Genomic DNA, 22092 nt, shown 5'->3' on the forward strand with positions numbered 1-22092 from the left:
TATCAGCGCTATTACTCTTCCTGGAACGCTTCTTCGCGCTTGGCCTTGATCGAAGGCATGGCCACCACCAGCACCAGCAGCGCGGCGCCGATCAGCAGGCCGAGCGACAGCGGGCGGGTGACGAACACGCTGAAGTCACCACGCGACAGCAGCAGCGAGCGGCGGAAGTTCTCTTCCATCATCGGTCCCAGCACGAAGCCGAGCAGCAGCGGCGCCGGCTCGCAGCGCAGCTTGATGAAGAGGTAGCCGATCACGCCGAAGGCGGCGGTCTGGAACACGTCGAAGGTGGTGTTCTGGACCGAGTAGACGCCGATGCAGCAGAACGTCAGGATGGCCGGGAATAGGTAGCGGTAGGGGACCTTCAGCAGCTTCACCCAGACGCCGATCATCGGCAGGTTCAGGATGATCAGCATCAGGTTGCCGATCCACATCGAGGCGATCAGGCCCCAGAACAGCGCGGGGTTGCTGGTCATCACCTGCGGGCCCGGCTGGATGTTGTGGATGGTCATCGCCCCCACCATCAGCGCCATCACCGCGTTGGGCGGGATGCCCAGCGTCAGCAGCGGGATGAAGGAGGTCTGCGCCGCGGCGTTGTTGGCCGATTCCGGACCCGCCACGCCTTCGATCGCGCCCTTGCCGAATTCATGCGCGAACTTGGAGGTCTTCTTCTCCAGCGAGTACGCCGCGAACGAGGCCAGTGCCGCGCCGCCACCCGGCAGGATGCCCAGCGCCGAACCCAGGGCGGTGCCGCGCAGCACGGCCGGGATCATGCGCTTGAAGTCTTCCTTGGTCGGGAACAGGTTGGTCACGTGGTCGGTGAAGGTCTCGCGGGCTTCCTTCTGCTCCAGGTTCGCGATGATCTCCGCGAAGCCGAACACGCCCATGGCGACCGAGACGAAGTTGAGGCCGTCGGTGAGTTCGGGCACGTCGAAGGAGAAGCGCGCGGCGCCCGAATTCACGTCGGTGCCGACCAGGCCGAGCAGCAGGCCCAGCACGATCATGGCGATTGCCTTGACCAGCGAGCCCGAGGCCAGCACCACGGCACCGATCAGGCCCAGCACCATCAGCGAGAAGTACTCGGCGGGACCGAACTTGAAGGCCAGTTCCGACAGCGGCGCGGCGAAGGCGGCCAGGATCAGCGTGGCCACGCAGCCGGCGAAGAACGAGCCCAGGCCGGCGGTGGCCAGCGCCACCCCGGCGCGGCCGCGCCGCGCCATCTGGTAGCCGTCGATGGTGGTCACCACCGAGGACGATTCACCGGGCAGGTTGACCAGGATGGCGGTGGTCGAGCCGCCGTACTGGGCGCCGTAGTAGATGCCGGCCAGCATGATCAGCGCGGCCACCGGCGGCAGCGTGTAGGTCACCGGCAGCAGCATGGCGATGGTGGCCAGCGGCCCCAGGCCCGGCAGCACGCCGATCAGGGTGCCCAGCACGCAGCCCAGGAAGGCGTACGCGAGGTTCTGGAAGGACAGGGCGGTCGAGAAGCCCAGTCCGAGGTTGGCGAGTAGTTCCATCAGGCCGTCTCCTTAACCTGCCAGGAATGCCGGCCACACCGGCATCTGAAGATTGATGCCGTACACGAAGGCGCCCATGCTGATCAGCACCAGGATGAAGGCGTTCAGGATCGCGCCCTTCCAGCTGAATTCATGGCTGGCCATCGACGACACCAGCACCAGCACCACCACCGACAGCACCATGCCGAGCGGCTTGAGCAGCAAGCCGAACAGCACCACCGAACCCAGGATCCACAGCAGGATCTTCAGGTCCCAGCGGGCCAGGTGGTCTTTCTCGCTCTTGCTCGACAGCGCGCCGGTCAGAACCAGCGAGCCGAGCAGGGCCAGGACGATGCCGAGCCAGAACGGAAAGTATCCAGGTCCCATCTTGGCGGCGGTTCCCATGGAATAGCCGCGTGCGACCCAGGAAAAGCCCAGACCGACCAGAATGAACATCAGGCCGGAGGCAAAGTCCTTTTGGCTACGTATGCGCAAATTGATTCTCCTCGAAGTAACGCTTGAAATCCGTGCGGTTTGTGCGGCGCAGCATTGCAGTGTTGCCGGCCCGGCCGCGAGGCAGGGTGGAAATTAAGGGGCATACCTTTCAGATACCTTTCGGATGTATTCAAACTTGGTCAATACAAGGGTATGTACCTATAAGACATGCGGAAACATCCGTAGGAATGGGTGCCCGAGGCAGGCCTGGCATGCGGAAAGCGTCACGGAGGCTGCGCTATCATCAGCCGGTAGTTGGCCGGTAGTTGGCCGGTAGTTGGCCGGCCCGCCCGGGCCGGCCCGAACCATCAAACATCCCCGGGGCGCGGATTGGACAGCATCGAGCACATCATCCTGATCGGCGCCATCGTGATGTCGCTGGGCATCGTGGTGGGCGCCTTCTCGGCACGCTGGGGCGTGCCCTTCCTGCTGGTATTCCTGGCCGTCGGCATGCTGGCCGGGGTGGATGGCCCGGGCGGCATCCGCTTCGCCGATACCTGGCTCAGCTTTCTGGTCGGCAATCTCGCCCTGGCGGTGATCCTGCTCGACGGCGGCCTGCGTACGCGCTACACCACCTTCCGCGTGGCATTGCGGCCCTCGTTGTCACTGGCCACCGTGGGTGTGCTGATCACCACCGGAGTGGTGGGGCTGTTCGCGGCCTGGCTGCTCGGCATCGACTGGAAGCTGGGCCTGCTGCTGGGCGCCATCGTCGGCTCGACCGACGCGGCGGCGGTGTTCTCGCTGCTCAACAGCAGCGGTGTGCGGCTCAAGGAGCGCGTCGCCAGCGTGCTCGAGATCGAGTCGGGCATCAACGACCCGATGGCGATCTTCCTGACCCTGACGCTGATGGAGTGGATCGCCTCGCCGGCGGGCCTGTCCGCGGGCGGCCTCGCCTGGCGCCTGCTGGTGCAGTTCGGCGTGGGCGGAGCGCTCGGCCTCGGCCTCGGATATTGCCTGGCCAATGTGCTGGAGCGCGTGCAGGTGGCCGAAGGCCTGCAGGCGATCCTGCTGTGCGCCGGCGGCGCCATGGTCTTCGCCATCGTGCAGAGCGCCGGAGGCAGCGGTTTCCTGGCGGTCTACCTGGCCGGCATGCTGGTGGGCAACCGCGAGCGCGCGGTCAGCGCGGACACCATGCGCGCCATGGACGGCATGGCCTGGCTGGCACAGTCGGCCATGTTCCTGCTGCTCGGCCTGCTGGTGGCGCCGCACAGGATCTGGGATGTGGCCCTGCCCGCCGTCGCCGTGGCGGCCTTCCTGATGCTGGTGGCCCGTCCGCTGGCGGTGTTCGCCGCGCTGCTGCCGTTCCGCTTCAGCGCGCGCGAGAAGGGTTTCGTGGCCTGGATGGGACTGCGCGGCGCAGTGCCGATCGTGCTGGCACTGTTCCCGATGCTGCATGGCCTGCCCGACGCCGGGTTGCTGTTCCGCATCGCCTTCGCCGTGGTGCTGGCCAGCCTGCTGTTCCAGGGTACGACGGTGGCGCTGGCGGCGCGGCTGGCACGCGTGCTGCGCCAGCCCTATCCCGAGCCGCTGGCGCGCGCGCGGCTGCACGGCACGCGGGCGCCGGCGCTGGACCTGATGCAGTTCAAGGTAGGGGCGGAGGCGCCGGTAGAGAATGTGCGGGCCGACCAGCTGGAGTTGCCGCCGCGCTGCCGGCTGCTGACGGTGGTGCGGGATGCAGCGCTGGCCGCCCCGGAGCAGACCCTGCTGCGGGCGGGCGACCTGGTCTCGGTCCTGGCACCTGCCGCCAGCGTGCCGATGCTGTCGATGCTGTTCCAGGCGCCCGGGCCGGCGCCCGCCTGGGCCCATGCCTCGCATGACTTCCTGCTGTCAGGCGATGCCTTCCTGCGCGATGTGGCGGCACTCTACGGCAGCCGCGCGCTGACGCCGGCCGAGGCACCACTGACCCTGGGCGCAGCCATGCTGCGCGCCTTCGCCTCGCCACCGGTCGAGGGCGACGCGGTGGAGATTGCCGGCCTGAGGCTGACTGCGGTGCGCATGGAAGGGCCGCGTATCCTGCAGGTCGGCCTGCTGCTGCCGCGCAAGCCCGGCGCGCGGCCGCCGCGGGGCGGCGGCGGGGAGCCTGCGGCGGCCTGAATTGCGGCCTGGCCTGCGGCCCCGGGCCGGGCCTCAGTCGACCTTGGCGCCGGACACCTTGACCACCTGGCCGTACTTCTTCAGTTCGCGCTGGATCAGCGCGCCGAACTGCTCGGGCGTGGTCGGCGCCGGCTGGGCGCCGATGCGCGCCAGCATGGCTTTCATGTCGTCGGTCTTGAGGATGGCTACGATGTCATGGTTGAGCCGCTCGACGATCTCGCGCGGCGTGCGCGCCGGCGCCAGCACGCCGAACCAGGTGGAGATGTCGAAGCCTTCGAGCCCCAGGCCCTTGCCGGCCTCGGCGATGGTGGGCAGCTCGGGGAAAGCGGCGGCGCGCGCGGCCGTGGTGACCGCGAAGGCCTTGAGCTTGCCCGCCTTGATATTGGCCGAGGCCGAGGCGAGGTTATCGAAGATCACGTCGGTCTGGCCCGACAGCACCGACAACTCGGCCGGCGCGGCACCGTTGTACGGGATATGGACCATGCTGACATGGGCCATGCTCTTGAACAGCTCGCCCGACAGGTGGCCGGCGCTGCCGTTGCCGCCCGAGGCGTAGTCGAGCTTGCCCGGGTGCTTGCGCGCGTATTCCACCAGGTCGCGCACATTGTTGATATGCAGCTCGGCCGCCTTGCCGGGATGCATCAGCAGCACGTTCGGCACGTCGGCCACCAGGGTGATGGGCGCGAAGTCCTTGACCGGGTCGTAGGGCAGCTTGGAGAACAGGGTCGGGTTGATGGCATGGGTGGCGACAGCGCCCATGACGATGGTGTAGCCGTCCGGGGCCTGCTTGGCGACGTAGTCGGCCCCCAGGTTGCCGCCGGCGCCCGGCCGGTTCTCCACGATCACGGGCTGGCCCAGGCTGTCCTTGAGCTTGTCGCCGATGGCGCGCGCCACGGTGTCGAGCGGGCCGCCGGCCGGGTAGGGCACGACGAACTTGATCGGGCGGGCCGGCCAGGCCGGCGCGGCGGCGGCGGGCGCGGTCCAGGACAGCGGCAGGGCGGTGGCCACCAGCGCGGCGGCGAACACTTTTTTCAGCATGAGGTCTGGTCTCGATTGGAATAGCGGGGCGCAGGTCCCGGCAGCCGGGACGCGCGCCTGGAGGGGCGGGCCGGTTCTATTTGATGCCGATGCCGCGCGCCATCATCACGGCGCACAGCGGCAGCAGGATCAGCAGGTGGGCCTCGATCATGACCCAGCGGCGTGCGCGTTTCAGCTCGGCCTCGGCCGGCACGAAGCCGGGCTCGCTGCGCGCCCGCTTGCGCCAGCGCGAGAAGGCGCGGGTCGGCGGCAGCGAGCACAGCGCGATCACCACGAACACCGTCATCTTGGCGTGGAACCAGGGGTTGGGCAGGTAGAAGCCGGCGCCCTTGGCGCCGAAGAACAGGCGCAGCAGGCCGCTTGCCAGCACCAGCATGGCGCACAGGAAATAGAGCAGGTCGTAGACGGACAGCCGCTTGAGCGCGGCCGGCGTCAGCCCGGGCCTCAGCACCACCGCCTCGGCGGCCAGGAAGGTGATCAGCGCGAAGATGGCGGTGAAATGCAGAAAGGCCAGCAGGGCATCGGTCAGCATGGCTACGGTCTCCTTTGGGCGTGGCGGCGCGACGGCGGACGGCGGGGCTGCGGTACGGACTGCGGTAGGGATCCGGCGCGCGCGGCGACGGCGTGTGCGGGGCCGGCCCGGCCGCGGCGGCCGGGCCGGCCCGTGAGGCTTACCGGCGCCGCTTGCTCGTGCGGCGTATTCGTGTGACTTATACCACGCCTTTGTCGCGCAGCGCGGCAATCTGCTCCGGCGCATAGCCAAGCACGTCCGCCAGCACGTCATCGGTGTGCTCGCCCAGCAGCGGCGGGTGGCGTACTGCCTCGGGCGGGGTGGCGCTCATCTTGATCGGGCTGCCGACCAGCTTGACCGTGCCCGCGCTCGGGTGGGGCAGGTCCACGCGCAGGCCGCGCGCCTTGACCTGCTCGTCGTCGAAGACGTCGTCGAGCGTATTGATCGGGCCGCACGGCACGCCGGCCGCCTCCAGGTCGGCGATCCACTGCGCGCGCGTGCGCGGGCGCACCATCTCGGCCAGGATCGGCACCAGCGTATCGCGCTGCGCGACGCGCTGGGGGTTGGTGGCGAAGCGCGCGTCGTCGGCCAGTTCGGGGCGGCCGCCGGCATTGACGAACTTGCGGAACTGGCCGTCGTTGCCCACCGCCACGATGATCCAGCCGTCGGCCGCCTGGAAGGTCTGGTAGGGCACGATGTTCGGATGGGCATTGCCCCAGCGCTTGGGCGCCACGCCGCTGGCCAGGTAATTGGTGTTCATATTGGCCAGCATGGCCACCTGCACGTCGAGCAGGGCCATGTCGATGTACTGGCCCTCGCCGGTGCGCTCGCGGTGTGCCAGCGCGGCCAGCACGGCGATGGTGGCGTACTGGCCGGTCATCAGGTCGGAGATGGCCACGCCGGCCTTCTGCGGGCCGCCGCCGGGCAGGTCGTCGCGCTCGCCGGTCAGGCTCATGAAGCCGCCCATGCCCTGGACGATGAAGTCGTAGCCCGGGCGGGCGGCATAGGGGCCGGTCTGGCCGAAGCCGGTCACCGAGCAGTAGATGATGTCCGGCTTGACGGCCTTGAGCGAGTCGTAGTCGAGCCCGTATTTCTTGAGCTGGCCGACCTTGTAGTTCTCCAGCACCACATCGCTCTGCGCGGCCAGCGCGCGCACCAGGGCCTGGCCCTCGGGCGTGCTGATGTCGCAGGTGACCGAGCGCTTGTTGCGGTTGGCGGCGAGATAGTAGGCGGCCTCGGCGGTGTCGTCGCCGGCCGGAGTCTGCAGCCAGGGCGGGCCCCAGGTGCGGGTGTCGTCGCCGGCGCCGGGGCGCTCGATCTTGATCACATCGGCGCCGAAGTCGGCGAGGTTCTGGGCGCACCATGGCCCGGCGAGCACGCGGGTCAGGTCGAGAACGCGGAGATGGCTTAAGGCTCCCATGACGGCAGGCAGGAATCGGAAACGAGGAAGGGGTGGAGGAAAGCGGCGGCGCCGGTGCGAAGCGCAGTCGAGGCGCAGCCGGCACGGGCAGGCGCCACTGTAACATCCGCGGCGGCGGGCGCAGCCTTCCTGGCCTGGGGTAAGGGCATAACAAGGCACTCGGATGCGCGGTGCCGGCGCGGCCGGCGGCCGGCGTGGCGCGCATCCGCCCGGGGCTGCCGGGGCAACTGGCTTGCCCGTATAATAAAAAGTTTGCAAATTCCATCCGACCGGCCGTTCACCGCTCCGCCGCGGGACGCCCTTGCCCCAACATGAAAGTCTCCGACATCCGCAGCAAGTTCCTGCAGTACTTCGAGTCGAAGGGCCATACCGTGGTCCGCTCGTCCAGCCTGGTGCCGGCGAACGACCCGACGCTGCTGTTCACCAACTCCGGCATGGTGCAGTTCAAGGACGTCTTCCTCGGCACCGACAAGCGCCCCTACACCCGCGCCACCTCGGCGCAGCGCTCGGTGCGCGCCGGCGGCAAGCACAACGACCTGGAGAACGTGGGCTACACCGCGCGGCACCACACCTTCTTCGAGATGCTGGGCAACTTCTCCTTCGGCGACTATTTCAAGCGCGAAGCGATCCAGTACGCCTGGGAACTGCTGACCCAGGTCTACAAGCTGCCGGCCGACAAGCTGTGGGTCACGGTGTACGAGGAAGACGACGAGGCCTATGACATCTGGGCCAAGGAAGTCGGCGTGCCGGTCGAGCGCATCGTGCGCATCGGTGACAACAAGGGCGCGCGCTACGCCTCGGACAACTTCTGGCAGATGGCCGACACCGGTCCCTGCGGCCCGTGCTCGGAAATCTTCTACGACCACGGCCCGGACGTGTGGGGCGGCCCGCCGGGATCGCCGGACGCCGACGGCGACCGCTACATCGAGATCTGGAACCTGGTGTTCATGCAGTTCAACCGCGACGAGCAGGGCAATATGCCGCGCCTGCCCAAGCCGTGCGTGGACACCGGCATGGGCCTGGAGCGCATCGCCGCGGTGCTGCAGCACGTGCACAGCAACTACGAGATCGACCTGTTCCAGGCACTGATCCAGGCCGCCGGCCGCGAGACGCATACCGCCGACCTGGCGCAGAACTCGCTGAAGGTCATCGCCGACCACATCCGCGCCTGCTCCTTCCTGATCGTCGACGGCGTGATCCCCGGCAACGAAGGCCGCGGCTACGTGCTGCGCCGGATCATCCGCCGCGCCATCCGCCACGGCTACAAGCTGGGCCGGAAGACCCCGTTCTTCCACAAGCTGGTGCCGGACCTGGTGGCGCAGATGGGCGAAGCCTATCCCGAACTTGCCGAGGCGCAGGCACGCGTGATCGAGGTGCTGAAGGCCGAGGAAGAACGCTTCTTCGAGACTATCGAGAACGGCATGTCCATCCTCGACGCGGCCGTGGCCGAACTGAAGTCCCAGGGCGGCAAGGTGCTCGATGGCGAGCTGGCCTTCAAGCTGCACGACACCTTCGGCTTCCCGCTCGACCTGACCCAGGACGTCTGCCGCGAGCAGGAACTCAGCGTGGACGAGGCCGCCTTCGATGCCGCCATGAGCCGCCAGCGCGAACAGGCGCGCGCGGCCGGCAAGTTCAAGATGGCCGCCGGCCTGGAGTACAACGGCGACAAGACCGCCTTCCACGGCTATGACAAGCTGGTGGTCGACGGTGCCCGCGTGACCGCGCTGTATGTCGACGGCGCCGCCGTCGATGCCATGCAGCCGGGCCAGAGCGGCGTGGTCGTGCTCGACAACACCCCCTTCTACGCCGAATCCGGCGGCCAGGCCGGCGACCGGGGCGTGCTGCAGGCCGGTGCCGCGCAGTTCGCCGTGGCCGATACCACCAAGATCCAGGCCGAAGTGTTCGGCCACCAGGGCACGCTGTCCGGCGCCCCGCTCAAGGTGGGCGACACCGTGCGCGCCGAGGTCGACGCGCTGCGCCGCGCGCGCACCATGCGCAACCACTCGGCCACCCACCTGATGCACAAGGCCCTGCGCGAGGTGCTGGGCGCCCACGTGCAGCAGAAGGGCTCGCTGGTCGACGCCGACAAGACCCGCTTCGACTTCTCGCACAACGCGCCCCTGAGCGACGACGAGATCCGCCGCGTCGAGGAGATCGTCAACGCGGAGATCCTGAAGAACGAAGACACGCGCGCCGAGGTCATGGCCTTCGACGACGCCGTCAAGAGCGGCGCCATGGCGCTGTTCGGCGAGAAGTACGCCGACGACGTGCGCGTGCTGTCGATCGGCAGCTCGAAGGAACTGTGCGGCGGCACCCACGTGCACCGCAGCGGCGACATCGGCCTGTTCAAGATCGTGGTGGAAGGCGGCGTGGCCGCCGGCATCCGCCGGGTCGAGGCAATCACCGGCGACAACGCGCTGCATTACCTGCAGGCGCTCGATGCCAAGCTCAACGAGGCCGCCGCCGCGCTGAAGGCGCAGCCGTCCGAACTGGTGCCGCGCATCGGCCAGGTGCAGGAGCAGGTGCGCGCGCTGGAGAAGGAACTGGAGCGCCTGAAGAGCAAGCTGGCCGCCTCGCAGGGCGACGAACTGGCCGCGCAGGCCGTCGACATCAAGGGCCTGAAGGTGCTGGCCGCCCAGCTCGACGGTGCCGACGTCAAGACGCTGCGCGAGACCATGGACAAGCTCAAGGACAAGCTGGGCAGCGCGGCCATCGTGCTGGCCGCGGTAGCCGACGGCAAGGTCAGCCTGATCGCCGGCGTGACCGCCGATGCGACCGCCAAGGTGAAGGCGGGTGAGCTGGTCAACTTTGTCGCCCAGCAGGTCGGCGGCAAGGGCGGCGGCCGCCCGGACATGGCACAGGCCGGTGGCACCGAGCCGGCCAAGCTGCCGCAGGCGCTGGCGGGTGTCAGCGAATGGGTGGCAGGCAAGGTCTGAGGTTTTCGGGCTTGCCGGTGATGTGTTGCGGGGAGGGTGCCGCGGCGCAATAGAACAAAGGGCGCTTCGGCGCCCTTTGTTCTTTGTGGCGTGCGTGGCGGCTCTGCTGGTCGCTGCCGCGGCCGGTGCGGACGTGGTCGGCGCTGCCGATGTCGCGAGCAGGGATGGTGGGCCCCTGATGGCGGGCGGCGAGGTGGTTCGACCATCTGCCGATACCGGGGCGGATGGTCGCTCTCTACTGAATGGCGCTGGTCTTATTGCCGGGAAGTGGCCCCCGGTTTGGCGTGAGGGGCGCTGTTGTGGTTCCTGGCGATTGAAACGCAAAGTGGTCGACGTGGAGTGCCACTCCTCATGGGTGGGCCCGAGCGGACTTCACCCTGGGCCTTCCTTCGTCGAGATCCTGCTGGCAATCACGCTTGCTGCCCGGCTTGCACGGGAGCCCCAGGCCTGCAATGCAACCAGGCACGCCGCCAAGGAAGTGGCGCTCCTCCCCGGTAACGGCAGATGGTCGAACTACCAAGGCCGCCTGCCATCAGGGGCAAGGCAATAGAACTCAGGAAGGTCGTAATGCCGTGATGGCCCGCCACGCGAACGGCAGAGACAAGCAGAGCCGACACGCCCACCACAGCCGGCGACTAAGCCGGCGAGCCTGATTGCTCTGCCCCCGGCAGGGTCTGCTTTCTTTGGGTTACTTTTCTTTGCAGAACGCAAAGAAAAGTGACCGGCAGCCCCCGCAGGGGGATGTCGTACGGTCGTTGGGTCCAACCGCCAACGCCACCCAACAAAATGCGATACCTCAAGCAATCCGAGAGCGGCCGGCCGTTGGGTGCAACCGCCAACACCGCCAACACCGCTCGACAAAGCGCGACACCTCAAGCAGTCCGATAGCGGCCGGCAGTCGGGTCCAAGCCCCAACCCCCAATCAATCAATAGGATCCAGCTTAGCCACAGCCAACGCCAGCCACTTGGCACCATGCCGCTTGAAGTTGATATTGGCGCGCGCATCCGCGCCACTGCCTTCCAGCGCCGTGATCACACCCTCGCCGAACTTGTTGTGGAACACCCCCTGCCCGATGCGGAAGCCACTGCCGGCCTCGCGCTGCGCGTTCGCGTAGTTGTTGCCGCGGTCCATGCCGCCAGTGGGTTTGCTGCCAGTGAAGGGCACGTCCTCCGGCTTCTTGAACCAGTCGCGCCCCCAGCCGCCTTCGTTCTGCCGGCGCGGCTGGCTGCCGGGGCCGGCGGCGGGCGGAGTCAGCCATTTGAGTGCCGCGTCGGGCAGTTCTTCGAAGAAGCGCGAGCGCACGTGGTAGCGCATCTGGCCGTGCAGCACGCGGCTCTGCGCGAAGGACAGGTAGAGGCGCTTGCGCGCGCGCGTGATGGCCACATACATCAGGCGGCGCTCTTCCTCCAGGCCGTCCGGGTCCATCATGCTGTTCTCGTGCGGGAACAGGCCTTCTTCCAGCCCGGTGATGAAGACCACGTCGAACTCCAGGCCCTTGGCGGCATGCACGGTCATCATCTGCACCGCGTCCTGGCCTGCCTGGGCCTGGTTGTCGCCCGCCTCCAGCGAGGCGTGCGTGAGGAAGGCGACCAGCGGCGTCATCACCACCGGCAGCGCTTCCGGGTCCAGCACCTGCTGGACCTGGTCGCCCGCGGCGAGGGCCCGCGTGCCTGCCGGTTCGGCGGACAGCACGGCGGCGAGCGCATCCAGGCCGTAGCCTTCCTCGACCACGAAGGCCTGCGCCGCCGTCACCAGTTCCTGCAAGTTCTCGATGCGGTCCTGGCCTTCCTTCTCACCCTGGTAGTGGGTGACCAGGCCGCTCGTGTTGGTGACGTGCTCGACCGTCTCGGGCAGCGTCATGCGGCGCGTGTCGGCGCGCATCTGCTCGATCAGCCGCACGAAGGCGCCGAGCGTGCTGCCGGCCTTGCCCGGCACGTAGGCGACCGCCTCGAACAGCGAGCAGTTGTACTGGCGCGCGGCGTCCTGCAGCGTTTCCAGCGAGCGCGCACCGATGCCGCGCGTGGGGAAGTTGACCACGCGGCCGAAGGCGGCGTCGTTGCGCGGGTTCTCCAGCAGCTGCAGGTAGGCCAGCGCGTGCTTGATTTCCGCTCGCTCGAAGAAGCGCAGGCCGCCGTAGACCCGGTAGGGGATGCCGGCCGAGAACAGCGCATGCTCGATCACGCGCGACTGCGCGTTGCTGCGGTAGAGGATGGCGATCTCGGAGCGGCTGGCGCCCTGTGCCACCTGGTCGCGGATCTCGTCGAGCAGCCAGGCCGCTTCGCGCCCGTCGGAGTCGGCCTGGAACACGCGCACCGGCTCGCCGTGGCCGGCGTCGGTACGCAGGTTCTTGCCGAGGCGGCGCGCATTGTGCGAGATCAGGTGGTTGGCCGAGTCCAGGATGTGCCCGTGCGAGCGGTAGTTCTGTTCCAGCTTGATCAGCCGGCGCACGCGGAACTCGTGTTCGAAGTCGCGCATATTGCCGACGTTGGCGCCGCGGAAGGCATAGATGCTCTGGTCGTCGTCGCCCACCGCGAACACCGCCGCCGGATGCTGCGTGCCGAAGCCCGCCAGCAGCTTGAGCCACTGGTACTGCAGCACGTTGGTGTCCTGGAACTCGTCGACCAGGATATGGCGGAAGCGGTGCTGGTAGTGCTGGCGGATGGCGTCGTTGTAGCGCAGCAGTTCGTAGCAGCGCAGCAGCAGTTCGGCGAAGTCGACCACGCCCTCGCGCTGGCACTGCTCGTCGTAGGCGGCGTAGAGGTCGACGAAGCGTTTGTTGAAGTCGTCGTTGGCCTCGACGTCGGCCGGGCGCAGCCCCTGCTCCTTGGCATTGTTGATGAAGTACTGCAGGTTCTTGGCCGGGTACTTCTCGTCGTCGACGTTGTGCGCCTTGAGCAGCCGCTTGAGGGCGGAGAGCTGGTCCTGGCTGTCCAGGATGGCGAAGGTCTGCGGCAGCCCGGCGTCGCGGAAGTGCGCGCGCAGCATGCGGTTGCACAGGCCGTGGAAGGTGCCGATCCACATCGCGCGCGTGTTGACGGGCAGCATGGCCGACAGGCGCGTCTGCATTTCCTTGGCGGCCTTGTTGGTGAAGGTCACCGCCAGGATGCCGGCCGGCGAGACGTGGCCGTTCTGGATCAGCCAGGCGATGCGGGTGGTCAGCACGCGCGTCTTGCCGCTGCCCGCGCCCGCCAGGATCAGGGCCGGTTCGTCGGGCAGGGTGACGGCGGCGAGTTGTTCGGCGTTGAGATTGGCGAGCAGGTCTGGCATCGGGAGGGCCTTGTGGAATGCCAGCGGATTATACCGGGCGGCCTGCGCCGGGGCGGGACGCGCAGGCCTGCCGCGGACGCGTCCGGGGCGGGGTGCGGGGTCCGGCATCCCCTCGCAGGAGGTAGGGGAAAGTGGCACCTGCATCCCTTTTCGAGGTGCACAATGCGGCTCGGATCGATTCCGGATTCGCGCCCTGGCGTTGCCGTGGATGCCGGCCGCCGGGCCATTTCGCGCACCCGCCATGCCGGCTCCCCTATAATTTGTGGTTTGCCCCGGCGCATCCAGCCTGTCCGACCCGGGGGCGCAGAATCCGACGCAATCATCGATACCCGAGCATGACCTCCCAAGACCAGTCCCTCGCCAAGAGCTTCGAACCCTCCGCCATCGAGGCCAAGTGGGGCCCCGAGTGGGAACGGCGCGGCATCGCCCAGCCGACCTTCGATCCGGCCAAGCCCGATTTCGCCATCCAGCTGCCGCCGCCGAACGTGACCGGCACGCTGCACATGGGCCATGCCTTCAACCAGACCATCATGGATGGCCTGGCGCGGCACGCGCGCATGCTGGGCGCCAACACGCTGTGGGTGCCGGGCACGGACCACGCGGGCATCGCCACGCAGATCGTGGTCGAGCGCCAGCTCGAGGCGCAGGGCGTCTCGCGCCATGACCTGGGCCGCGAGAAGTTCACCGAGAAGGTGTGGGCGTGGAAGGAGGAGTCGGGCTCGACCATCACGCGCCAGGTGCGCCGCATGGGCGCCTCGATCGACTGGACGCGCGAGTACTTCACGATGTCGCCGGAGATGTCGAAGGCGGTCACCGAGGTCTTCGTGCGCCTGCACGAGCAGGGCCTGATCTATCGCGGCAAGCGCCTGGTCAACTGGGATCCGGTGCTGGGCACGGCGGTGTCGGACCTGGAGGTGGACAGCGTCGAGGAAGAGGGTTCGCTGTGGCATATCCGCTACCCGCTGGTGGAGGCGGATACCAAGGCCGGCCTGACCCACCTGACCGTCGCCACCACCCGTCCGGAGACCATGCTTGGCGACGTCGCCGTGATGGTCCACCCCGAGGATGAGCGCTATGCCCACCTGATCGGCAAGTCGGTGCACCTGCCGCTGACCGGCCGCCAGATCCCGGTGATCGCCGATGCCTACGTCGACCGCGAGTTCGGCACCGGCGTGGTCAAGGTCACGCCCGCGCACGACTTCAACGACTACGCCGTGGGCCAGCGCCACCAGCTGCCGCAGATCTCCATCCTGACGCTGGATGCCAAGGTGGTGGCCGACGCGCCTGCCGCCTACGCCGGCCTCGACCGCTTCGAGGCGCGCCAGCGCGTCGTTGCCGATCTCGACGCGCAGGGCCTGCTGGCCGAGGTCAAGAAGCACAAGCTGATGACGCCGCGCAGCGAGCGCACCGGCAGCGTGATCGAGCCGATGCTGACCGACCAGTGGTTCGTGGCAATGAGCAAGCCGGCGCCGGAGGGCACCTTCCATCCGGGCCGTTCGATCGCCGAGGTCGCGCTGGAGGCGGTGCAGAGCGGCGAGATCAAGCTGGTGCCGGAGAACTGGAACAGCACCTACAACCAGTGGCTGGAGAACATCCAGGACTGGTGCATCTCGCGCCAGCTCTGGTGGGGCCACCAGATCCCCGCCTGGTACGACGACGCCGGCAACTGCTACGTGGCGCGCGACGAGCAGGAGGCCCTGGCCAAGGCCCGCGCCGCCGGCTACGACGGCGCGCTGCGCCGCGAGGACGATGTGCTCGACACCTGGTTCTCGTCCGCGCTGGTGCCGTTCTCTTCGCTGGGCTGGCCCGAGCAGACGCCCGAGCTGAAGCACTTCCTGCCGTCGTCGGTGCTGGTCACCGGCTACGACATCATCTTCTTCTGGGTGGCGCGCATGGTCATGATGACCAAGCACTTCACCGGCAAGGTGCCCTTCCATACCGTCTACGTGCACGGCCTGGTGCGCGATTCGGAAGGCAAGAAGATGAGCAAGTCCGAGGGCAACACACTGGATCCGGTCGACCTGATCGACGGCATCGCGCTCGAGCCGCTGCTGAAGAAGCGCACCACCGGCCTGCGCCGCCCCAAGGACGCGCCCAAGATCGAGGCCAAGACCAAGAAGGAATTCCCCGAGGGTATCCCGGCCTTCGGCGCCGATGCGCTGCGCTTCACCTTCGCTTCGCTGGCCACGCTGGGCCGCAACATCAACTTCGACACCGGCCGCTGCGAGGGCTACCGCAACTTCTGCAACAAGCTGTGGAACGCCACCCGCTTCGTGCTGATGAACACCGAAGGCCATGACTGCGGCCTCGGCCCGTGCAGCAACGACTGCGGCCCCGACGGCTACCTGCATTTCTCGCAGGCCGACCGCTGGATCGTTTCGCTGCTGCAGCGCGTGGAGGCCGAGGTCGAGAAAGGCTTCGCCGAGTACCGCTTCGACAACATCGCCAGTGCCATCTACAAGTTCGTCTGGGACGAGTACTGCGACTGGTACCTGGAACTGGCCAAGGTGCAGATCCAGAACGGCAGCGAGGCGCAGCAGCGCGCCACGCGCCGCACGTTGCTGCGCGTGCTGGAGACGGTGCTGCGCCTGGCCCACCCGGTCATCCCCTTCATCACCGAGGAGCTGTGGCAGAAGGTGGCGCCGCTTGCCGGCCGCGCCAAGGGCGATGGCAGCGAGAGCCTCGCCACCCAGGCCTATCCGCTGCCGGCGCTGGCCAAGATCGACGAGGACGCGGAGCAGTGGGTGGCGCAGCTCAAGGCCGCGGTCGATGCCTGCCGCAACCTGCGCGGTGAAATGAACATATCGCCGGCGCAGCGGATCCCGCTGTACGCCCATGGCGATCGTGCCTTCCTGCTGTCCGTGGCAGACTACGTGAAGGCGCTGGCGAAACTTTCCGAGGTTCGCGTCTTCGAACAGGAGAGCGAACTGATGGCCGAAGGTGCGGGGGCACCGGTGGCCATCGTCGGCGGCAATCGTCTGCTGCTGAAGATCGAGATCGACGTCGCCGCCGAGCGGGCGCGCCTGGCCAAGGAGGTCGAGCGCATCGGCGGTGAGATCGGCAAGTGCCGGGGCAAGCTCTCGAACGAGAGTTTTGTCGCCAAGGCGCCGCCGGCCGTCGTGGCCCAGGAGCAGCAGCGCCTGGCCGACTTCGAGCAGACCCTGGCCAAGTTGCAGGACCAGCTGCAGCGCTTGCCGGCATGAACCGTGCTTGGCAGGTCAGCAGCGCCCCAATACGACAATAGGAGTCTCTGACATGGAAACCCGCGTAACCAAGGCAGTCTTTCCGGTAGCCGGGCTGGGAACCCGCTTTCTGCCCGCCACCAAGGCCAGTCCGAAGGAAATGCTGCCAGTGGTGGACAAGCCCTTGATCCAGTACGCGGTCGAGGAGGCGATGGCCGCCGGCATCACCGAGATGATTTTCGTCACCGGGCGTTCCAAGCGTGCCATCGAGGATCACTTCGACAAGGCCTACGAGCTCGAGGCCGAGCTCGAGGCCAAGAACAAGAAGGCGCTGCTCGACGTGGTGCGCTCGATCAAGCCGGCCAACGTGGAGTGCTTCTATGTCCGCCAGCCGGAGGCGCTCGGCCTCGGCCATGCGGTCTTGTGTGCGCAGAAGCTGGTGGGCAACGAGCCCTTTGCCATCATCCTGGCCGACGACCTGCTGGATGGCGATCCGCCGGTGATGAAACAGATGGTGGACCTGTACAACCACTACAACTGCTCGGTGCTGGGCGTCGAGGAGATCGCGCCGGAACAGAGCCGTTCCTATGGCGTGATCGATGGCCGCGAGTGGGATGAGCGGGTGATCAAGATGTCGGGCATCGTCGAGAAGCCAGCACCCGAGGACGCACCCTCCAACCTGGGCGTGGTCGGGCGCTATATCCTGACGCCGCGCATCTTCGAGCACATCCGCGAGCTGAAGCCGGGCGCCGGCGGCGAGTACCAGCTGACCGACGCGATCCAGCACCTGCTGGCGCACGAGCAGGTGCTCGGCTACCGCTACAACGGCGTGCGCTACGACTGCGGCAGCAAGCTGGGCTACCTGAAGGCCACGGTCGAGTTCGCGCTCAAGCATGCCGAAGTCGGGGCGGACTTCCGTGCCTACCTGCAGGCCCGCCAGTAGGTACCAGCAGGTACCGGCAGGTACCGGCAGGTACCGGCAGGCCGCCAGGTACGCCGGCCCTGAAACAAAAGCCCCCGCGTCGCGGGGGCTTTGTCTTTGGGACCGGCCGCGCGGCGGTTGCCGCAGGCGGACTCAGCGCCGGCGCATGTAGAACACGAAGACCTTGTCGACCTCCTGGTGCGACAGCAGCTCGTTGCCGGTCTGCTTGGCAAAGGCCTGGAAGTCGCGCGTGGCGCCCGGATCGGTGGCCAGCACCTTGAGCACCTCGCCGCTGGCCATGTCGGCCAGCGCCTTCTTGGTCCGCAGGATCGGCAGCGGGCAGTTCAGCCCGCGCGCATCCACTTCTTTCTGGAACTCCATTCCTCTCTTCCTCTCAGCTTCGCTTGCGATGTCGATCGTTCTACAGCCGGTATTGTAGCGAAGCGTCGCCGCCGCGCAGGCGCGGGTCGGGGATGTCCGCGCCGGTCTGGCGATCGAAGAAGCGCACCGGATAGCCGCGCCGGGCCAGGAAATCGGCCACGGCGAAACCGGTGCCGGCGCTCCAGATGCGCATGTCTTCCGGTGCCACCAGCTTGTATTCGGCCAGTTCCTCGGACAGGGCCACCGTGCCCGTGGCCTGCACGTGGTAGGCGATGATCAGCTCGTTCTTGCGCATGAACTCGTAGACACCGATCAGCGACACGCCCTGGGCGTCGAGGTTGGTCTCCTCCTTGAGCTCGCGTGCCACGCCTTCCTCGGGCGTTTCGTCGCGCTCCAGGAAGCCGGTCACCAGTGCGAACATCTTCTCCGGCCAGGCCGCGTTGCGCGCCAGCAGCAGCTTGTCTTCGTATTCGACCACGGCCGCCAGCACGGGCAGCGGGTTGTTCCAGTGCACGAATCCGCATCCGTGCTCGATGCAGGCATAGCGCTCGCGGCCCGACAGGGGCAGCAGTTGCAGGGGGGCGCCGCATTGCGGGCAGAATCGATAGGCTTGCATGGCTTGACTCTCCGGTCTGTTCTTGTCTCGTATCGTTGGGTTTGCGGGCTGCGTTCCGCTGCCGGTTCCGCCCGCCGCCGGCTTCAGGCGCCGCAGGCGGCGCGCATGTCGCGCGCTAGCGCTTCCACGGTCTCCGGCTGCAGGTCCCAGGAGCACATGAAGCGGCAGCCGCCGGCACCGATGAAGGTATAGAAGCGCCAGCCCTTGGCACGCAGCGTCTCGATCGCCGGCAGCGGCAGTTCGGCGAAGACCGCGTTGGACTGTGTGGGGAACATGATGCGCACGCCCGGGATGGCGGCGATGCGCTCATGCAGCAGTTGCGCCATGGCGTTGGCGTGGCGCGCATTGGCCAGCCACACGTCGTTCTCCAGCAGCCCCAGCCAGGGCGCCGAGATGAAGCGCATCTTCGAGGCGAGCTGGCCGGCCTGCTTGACGCGGTAGGCGAAGTCCTCGGCCAGCCGGCGGTCGAAGAAGACCACCGCCTCGCCGACCGGCAGGCCGTTCTTGGTGCCGCCGAAGCACAGCACGTCGACGCCGGCGCGCCAGGTCACCTCGGACGGATGGCAGCCCAGCGAGGCCACGGCGTTGGCGAAGCGCGCGCCGTCCATATGCACGCGCAGCTGGCGCCGCTTGGCGATGGCGGCGATGGCGCGCACTTCCTCCACGCTGTAGACGGTGCCGACCTCGCTCGACTGCGTCAGCGAGACCACCTTGGGCTTGGGGTAGTGGATGTCGCTGCGGCGTGTGACCAGCGCCTCCACCGCGTCCGGCGTCAGCTTGCCGTCGGGTCCCGGCGCGGTCAGCAGCTTCGAACCGTTGGAGAAAAACTCCGGACCGCCGCATTCGTCGGTCTCGATGTGCGCCAGCTCATGGCAGATCACCGAATGGTAGGACTGGCACAGGGCGGCCAGGGCCAGCGAGTTGGCGGCGGTGCCGTTGAAGACGAAGAAGACCTCGCAGTCGGTCTGGAACAGGTCGCGGATGCGGTCGCAGACCTTCTGCGTCCAGGTGTCGTCGCCGTAGGCCTGCTCGTGGCCGCTGCCGTTGGCTTCGAGGAAGTACTTGAGCGATTCCGGGCAGAAGCCGGCGTAGTTGTCTGAGGCGAAGTGCTGCATGGGTGGCCGTGGCGCTGTGGGAGGCGAGGGCCGCCGCAGGCGGCCCCGGGGACGGGGGGGGGGGCGTTTCCGCCGCGGCCCGGCTACTTCTTGTCGGCCCAGAGTTCGCCGCCGGTGGCCCAGTTCTCGCGCTTGACGTCGGTGATGATGATGTCCACGGCGCCGGGCGCGCAGCCCAGCGTCTCGCAGGTCACGCGGGTCACTTCTTCCACCAGTTTGCGCTTCTGCTCGATGGTGCGGCCCTCGAACAGTTCCACGTGGTAAGTCGGCATGGCTTGTCAGCTCCATTGATCCGGCGGGGTGGCATGCATGCCGCCGCCGGGTTGCTTGTCTCCGGCCAGGGCGGTTCAGTCCCTGTAGCCAGCGTCGATTCTATCGAGTTTGCGCAGCAGCGCGGGCCATTCGAGTTCGCCCTCGACGGCGCCGTCGTCATGCAGTTGCGCCGAGGTCCTGGAGGCGACCGGCTCTGGTACCGCCACCACCGCGCCGCCGGCCTGCGCGCCGATCTGGATTTCGCAGGCCTTGATCAGGGTGGCCATCAGCACATAGGCTTCGGCCACGGTGCGGCCCACCGTCAGCGTGCCATGGTTGCGCAGCAGCATGGCCGGATGGCCGCCCAGGGAGACGGTCAGGCGGCTGCCCTCGGCGGGCGTGAAGGCCAGCCCCTCGTAGTCGTGGTAGCCGAGCCGGCCATGGAAGCGCATGGCGTGCTGCGACAGCGGCAGCAGGCCGCCGGCCTGGGCCGAGACCGCCACGCCGGCGGTGTTGTGCAGGTGCATGACGCAGTGGGCATCGGCGCGCGCCGCGTGCACCGCGGCGTGCAGCGCGAAGCCGGTCACGTTGACCGGATGGCGGCTCTCGCCCACCACCTCGCCGCGGCCGTTGATCTTGACCAGGTCGCTGGCGCGGATCTCGTCGAAGGCGAAGCCGAAGGGATTGATGAGGAAGTGGCCAGGCTCGCCCGGTACCGTGGCCGAGAGATGGGTGTAGATCAGGTCGTCCCAGCCTTGCAGCGCGGCCAGCCGGTAGGCGGCGGCAAGGTCGACGCGCACGCGCCATTCCTCGGGCGTGGCAGGCAGGGCGGCGCCCGCGGCGCGCGCGGGCTGCAAGGCAAAGGACATGGCGTATCGCTCCGGCAGCACGCCGGCCGCGGTACCGCGGCGGCGGCGAAGGCGATACTGTAGCGCAGTCCCCGCCCTTGCGCCGCGCGGGCAGAACGCGCTAGCGTGCCGACGGCAACGGCAGGACCCGCAGCATGCAGGCAAAGATCAGCGCGCCCAGCACGAGCGCGCCGGCGGCCGCCGACAACGACGAGGCGAAGCCGCCGCCGCGGGCCACCAGCGCCGTCGCCAGCGGCGGTCCGGCGATCTGGCCGAGCCCGTAGGAGGCGGTCATCAGCCCCATCAGGCGCGCGGCCTGCCCGCCCCACAGCCGGCGCGCCTCGCGCATGGCGAAGGAGACCAGGGCGGTGAAGGGCAGCCCGGCCAGCAGGCTGCTCAGGGCGAAGCCCGCCACCGTGGGCCAGACCACCGCGATGGCCACGCCCAGCGCCTGCACCGCGTAGGTCAGCACCAGCAGGCGCCGGTTGTCATGGGCAATGCCGACCCGGGTGGCCAGCAGCGCGCCCACCGTCACGCCGACGCCGAACACCGGCCAGAACAGGTCCGCCCAGACCGAGCCCGGCATGGCCTGGCGCGCGATCACCGGCAGGAAGGTGGCGGTGATGATGTAGCCGAAGCCGGCCAGCCCGTAGGCGAAGGTCAGGGCCCAGGTACCGCCGTCCAGGCGCGGCGCGCTGTCCGGGGCGGCCGCGCGGGCGCCCTCGCTGGCGGCGCGGGCCTCGGGGGTGAACACGTGCCAGACCAGGGCCGTCAGCAGCAGGCCCAGGGCGCCGAAGGCCAGCCAGCCCCAGTTTGCCTGCCAGCCTGCGGCGACCATGCCGAAGGCCGACACCCCGGTGACGACGATGCCCAGGCCGGGGCCGCAGAAGATCAGACCGGCCAGCGCCGGCTGTCCGAGTTCGGCCAGGCGGTGCAGGCACCAGCCGGCGGTGTACACCATCACCAGCGCGCTGGCGATGCCGGCCATGCCGCGCCAGACGGACCAGGCCGTCATGCCGCCGGGCGCGGCCATGGCGAAGGTGAGCAGCACGGTCAGCGCCAGGCCGAGGCGCACCATGCGCGCCGCATCGGGGCGGATGAAGAGGCAGGCGAGGGCGCCGGCGAAATAGCCGATGTAGTTCCAGGTGGCCAGCCAGCCACCGCCCGCCAGGCTGACGCTGCCGTCGTGCAGCATCATCGGCAGCAGCGGTGTGAAGGCGAAGCGGCCCACGCCCATCGCCACCGCCAATGCCACCAGTCCCGCCAGCGCGACGGCGAACGGGCCGGCTTCCCGCTCGCCGGCGGCGGCCAGCGCGGCAATGTTCCTGTCATCCGTGTGCAGCATGTCGTGTCGTCCTCATCGGTCGGTTTGCCGGGCCGTCTCAGCCGAGAGGGCCTGTGCCAACCTGTCCTTGCCATGCTACGCTCTGGCTTGCATCCCTATAAATGAATAATTAAGATCGACTACATCTTGATTTGAGATGGTTCGGGGCCTGCACCGGAAGGTTCCCGGCCATGCGC

The 22092-nt window shown here is 68.2% G+C and carries 16 protein-coding genes; 4 read left to right on the forward strand and 12 right to left on the reverse strand.

Annotation, left to right across the window (positions count from 1 at the left end):
- Positions 1-11: 11 nt before the first annotated feature.
- Positions 12-1514: a tripartite tricarboxylate transporter permease gene (locus BKK79_RS16495; protein WP_071014661.1), complete on the reverse strand. Its 1503-nt coding sequence runs from the start codon at positions 1512-1514 to the stop codon at positions 12-14.
- Positions 1515-1526: 12 nt separating this feature from the next.
- A complete protein-coding gene (locus tag BKK79_RS16500; protein WP_071014658.1) occupies positions 1527-1988 on the reverse strand; it encodes a tripartite tricarboxylate transporter TctB family protein in 462 nt (153 codons plus the stop codon).
- A 330-nt stretch (positions 1989-2318) separates the two neighbouring features.
- On the opposite strand from BKK79_RS16500, the gene BKK79_RS16505 reads away from it, so the two are divergent.
- Positions 2319-4082 carry a potassium/proton antiporter gene (locus tag BKK79_RS16505; RefSeq protein ID WP_071014655.1) on the forward strand — a complete coding sequence of 588 codons (1764 nt, stop codon included), beginning with the start codon at positions 2319-2321 and terminating at the stop codon, positions 4080-4082.
- A gap of 33 nt (positions 4083-4115) precedes the next feature.
- Here BKK79_RS16505 and BKK79_RS16510 read toward each other — a convergent pair whose 3' ends face one another.
- From BKK79_RS16510 to BKK79_RS16520, 3 genes are all read right to left on the reverse strand, one after another.
- Positions 4116-5120, reverse strand: coding sequence for a tripartite tricarboxylate transporter substrate binding protein (locus tag BKK79_RS16510; RefSeq protein ID WP_071038084.1), 1005 nt, complete (start codon positions 5118-5120; stop codon positions 4116-4118).
- A gap of 76 nt (positions 5121-5196) precedes the next feature.
- Complete coding sequence (locus BKK79_RS16515) at positions 5197-5652, reverse strand: DUF2214 family protein (protein ID WP_071038085.1); 456 nt, start codon at positions 5650-5652, stop codon at positions 5197-5199.
- Positions 5653-5830: 178 nt separating this feature from the next.
- Positions 5831-7051, reverse strand: coding sequence for a CaiB/BaiF CoA transferase family protein (locus tag BKK79_RS16520; RefSeq protein ID WP_071014648.1), 1221 nt, complete (start codon positions 7049-7051; stop codon positions 5831-5833).
- 311 nt (positions 7052-7362) lie between these two features.
- Between BKK79_RS16520 and alaS the strand changes: the two genes are divergently transcribed.
- Positions 7363-9987, forward strand: a complete 2625-nt coding sequence (gene alaS, locus BKK79_RS16525) for an alanine--tRNA ligase (protein WP_071038086.1) — start codon at positions 7363-7365, stop codon at positions 9985-9987.
- 922 nt (positions 9988-10909) lie between these two features.
- Here the strand turns inward: alaS and BKK79_RS16530 are convergent.
- Positions 10910-13255 carry a UvrD-helicase domain-containing protein gene (locus BKK79_RS16530; RefSeq protein ID WP_071038087.1) on the reverse strand — a complete coding sequence of 782 codons (2346 nt, stop codon included), beginning with the start codon at positions 13253-13255 and terminating at the stop codon, positions 10910-10912.
- A 335-nt stretch (positions 13256-13590) separates the two neighbouring features.
- Between BKK79_RS16530 and BKK79_RS16535 the strand changes: the two genes are divergently transcribed.
- Both BKK79_RS16535 and galU read left to right on the forward strand, forming a co-directional pair.
- On the forward strand, positions 13591-16458 hold the full coding sequence (locus BKK79_RS16535; RefSeq protein WP_071014641.1) for a valine--tRNA ligase: 2868 nt from the start codon (positions 13591-13593) through the stop codon (positions 16456-16458).
- Between the two features lie 52 nt (positions 16459-16510).
- On the forward strand, positions 16511-17380 hold the full coding sequence (gene galU, locus BKK79_RS16540) for a UTP--glucose-1-phosphate uridylyltransferase GalU (RefSeq protein WP_071014638.1): 870 nt from the start codon (positions 16511-16513) through the stop codon (positions 17378-17380).
- Positions 17381-17512: 132 nt separating this feature from the next.
- Here the strand turns inward: galU and BKK79_RS16545 are convergent, their stop codons facing one another.
- The 6 genes from BKK79_RS16545 to BKK79_RS16570 form a co-directional block, all read right to left on the reverse strand.
- Positions 17513-17740, reverse strand: a complete 228-nt coding sequence (locus tag BKK79_RS16545) for a sulfurtransferase TusA family protein (RefSeq protein WP_071014635.1) — start codon at positions 17738-17740, stop codon at positions 17513-17515.
- A gap of 40 nt (positions 17741-17780) precedes the next feature.
- Positions 17781-18356: an NUDIX hydrolase gene (locus BKK79_RS16550; RefSeq protein WP_071014633.1), complete on the reverse strand. Its 576-nt coding sequence runs from the start codon at positions 18354-18356 to the stop codon at positions 17781-17783.
- Positions 18357-18439: 83 nt separating this feature from the next.
- On the reverse strand, positions 18440-19471 hold the full coding sequence (locus BKK79_RS16555) for a threonine aldolase family protein (RefSeq protein WP_071038088.1): 1032 nt from the start codon (positions 19469-19471) through the stop codon (positions 18440-18442).
- 83 nt (positions 19472-19554) lie between these two features.
- Positions 19555-19743: a 4-oxalocrotonate tautomerase gene (locus BKK79_RS16560; RefSeq protein ID WP_071014628.1), complete on the reverse strand. Its 189-nt coding sequence runs from the start codon at positions 19741-19743 to the stop codon at positions 19555-19557.
- A 75-nt stretch (positions 19744-19818) separates the two neighbouring features.
- Positions 19819-20592, reverse strand: a complete 774-nt coding sequence (locus tag BKK79_RS16565) for a class II aldolase/adducin family protein (protein ID WP_071014625.1) — start codon at positions 20590-20592, stop codon at positions 19819-19821.
- Between the two features lie 100 nt (positions 20593-20692).
- Positions 20693-21916, reverse strand: a complete 1224-nt coding sequence (locus tag BKK79_RS16570) for a YbfB/YjiJ family MFS transporter (protein WP_071038089.1) — start codon at positions 21914-21916, stop codon at positions 20693-20695.
- Between the last annotated feature and the right edge of the window lie 176 nt (positions 21917-22092).

It is taken from the genome of Cupriavidus sp. USMAA2-4 (assembly GCF_001854305.1).
Classification (GTDB): domain Bacteria; phylum Pseudomonadota; class Gammaproteobacteria; order Burkholderiales; family Burkholderiaceae; genus Cupriavidus; species Cupriavidus malaysiensis.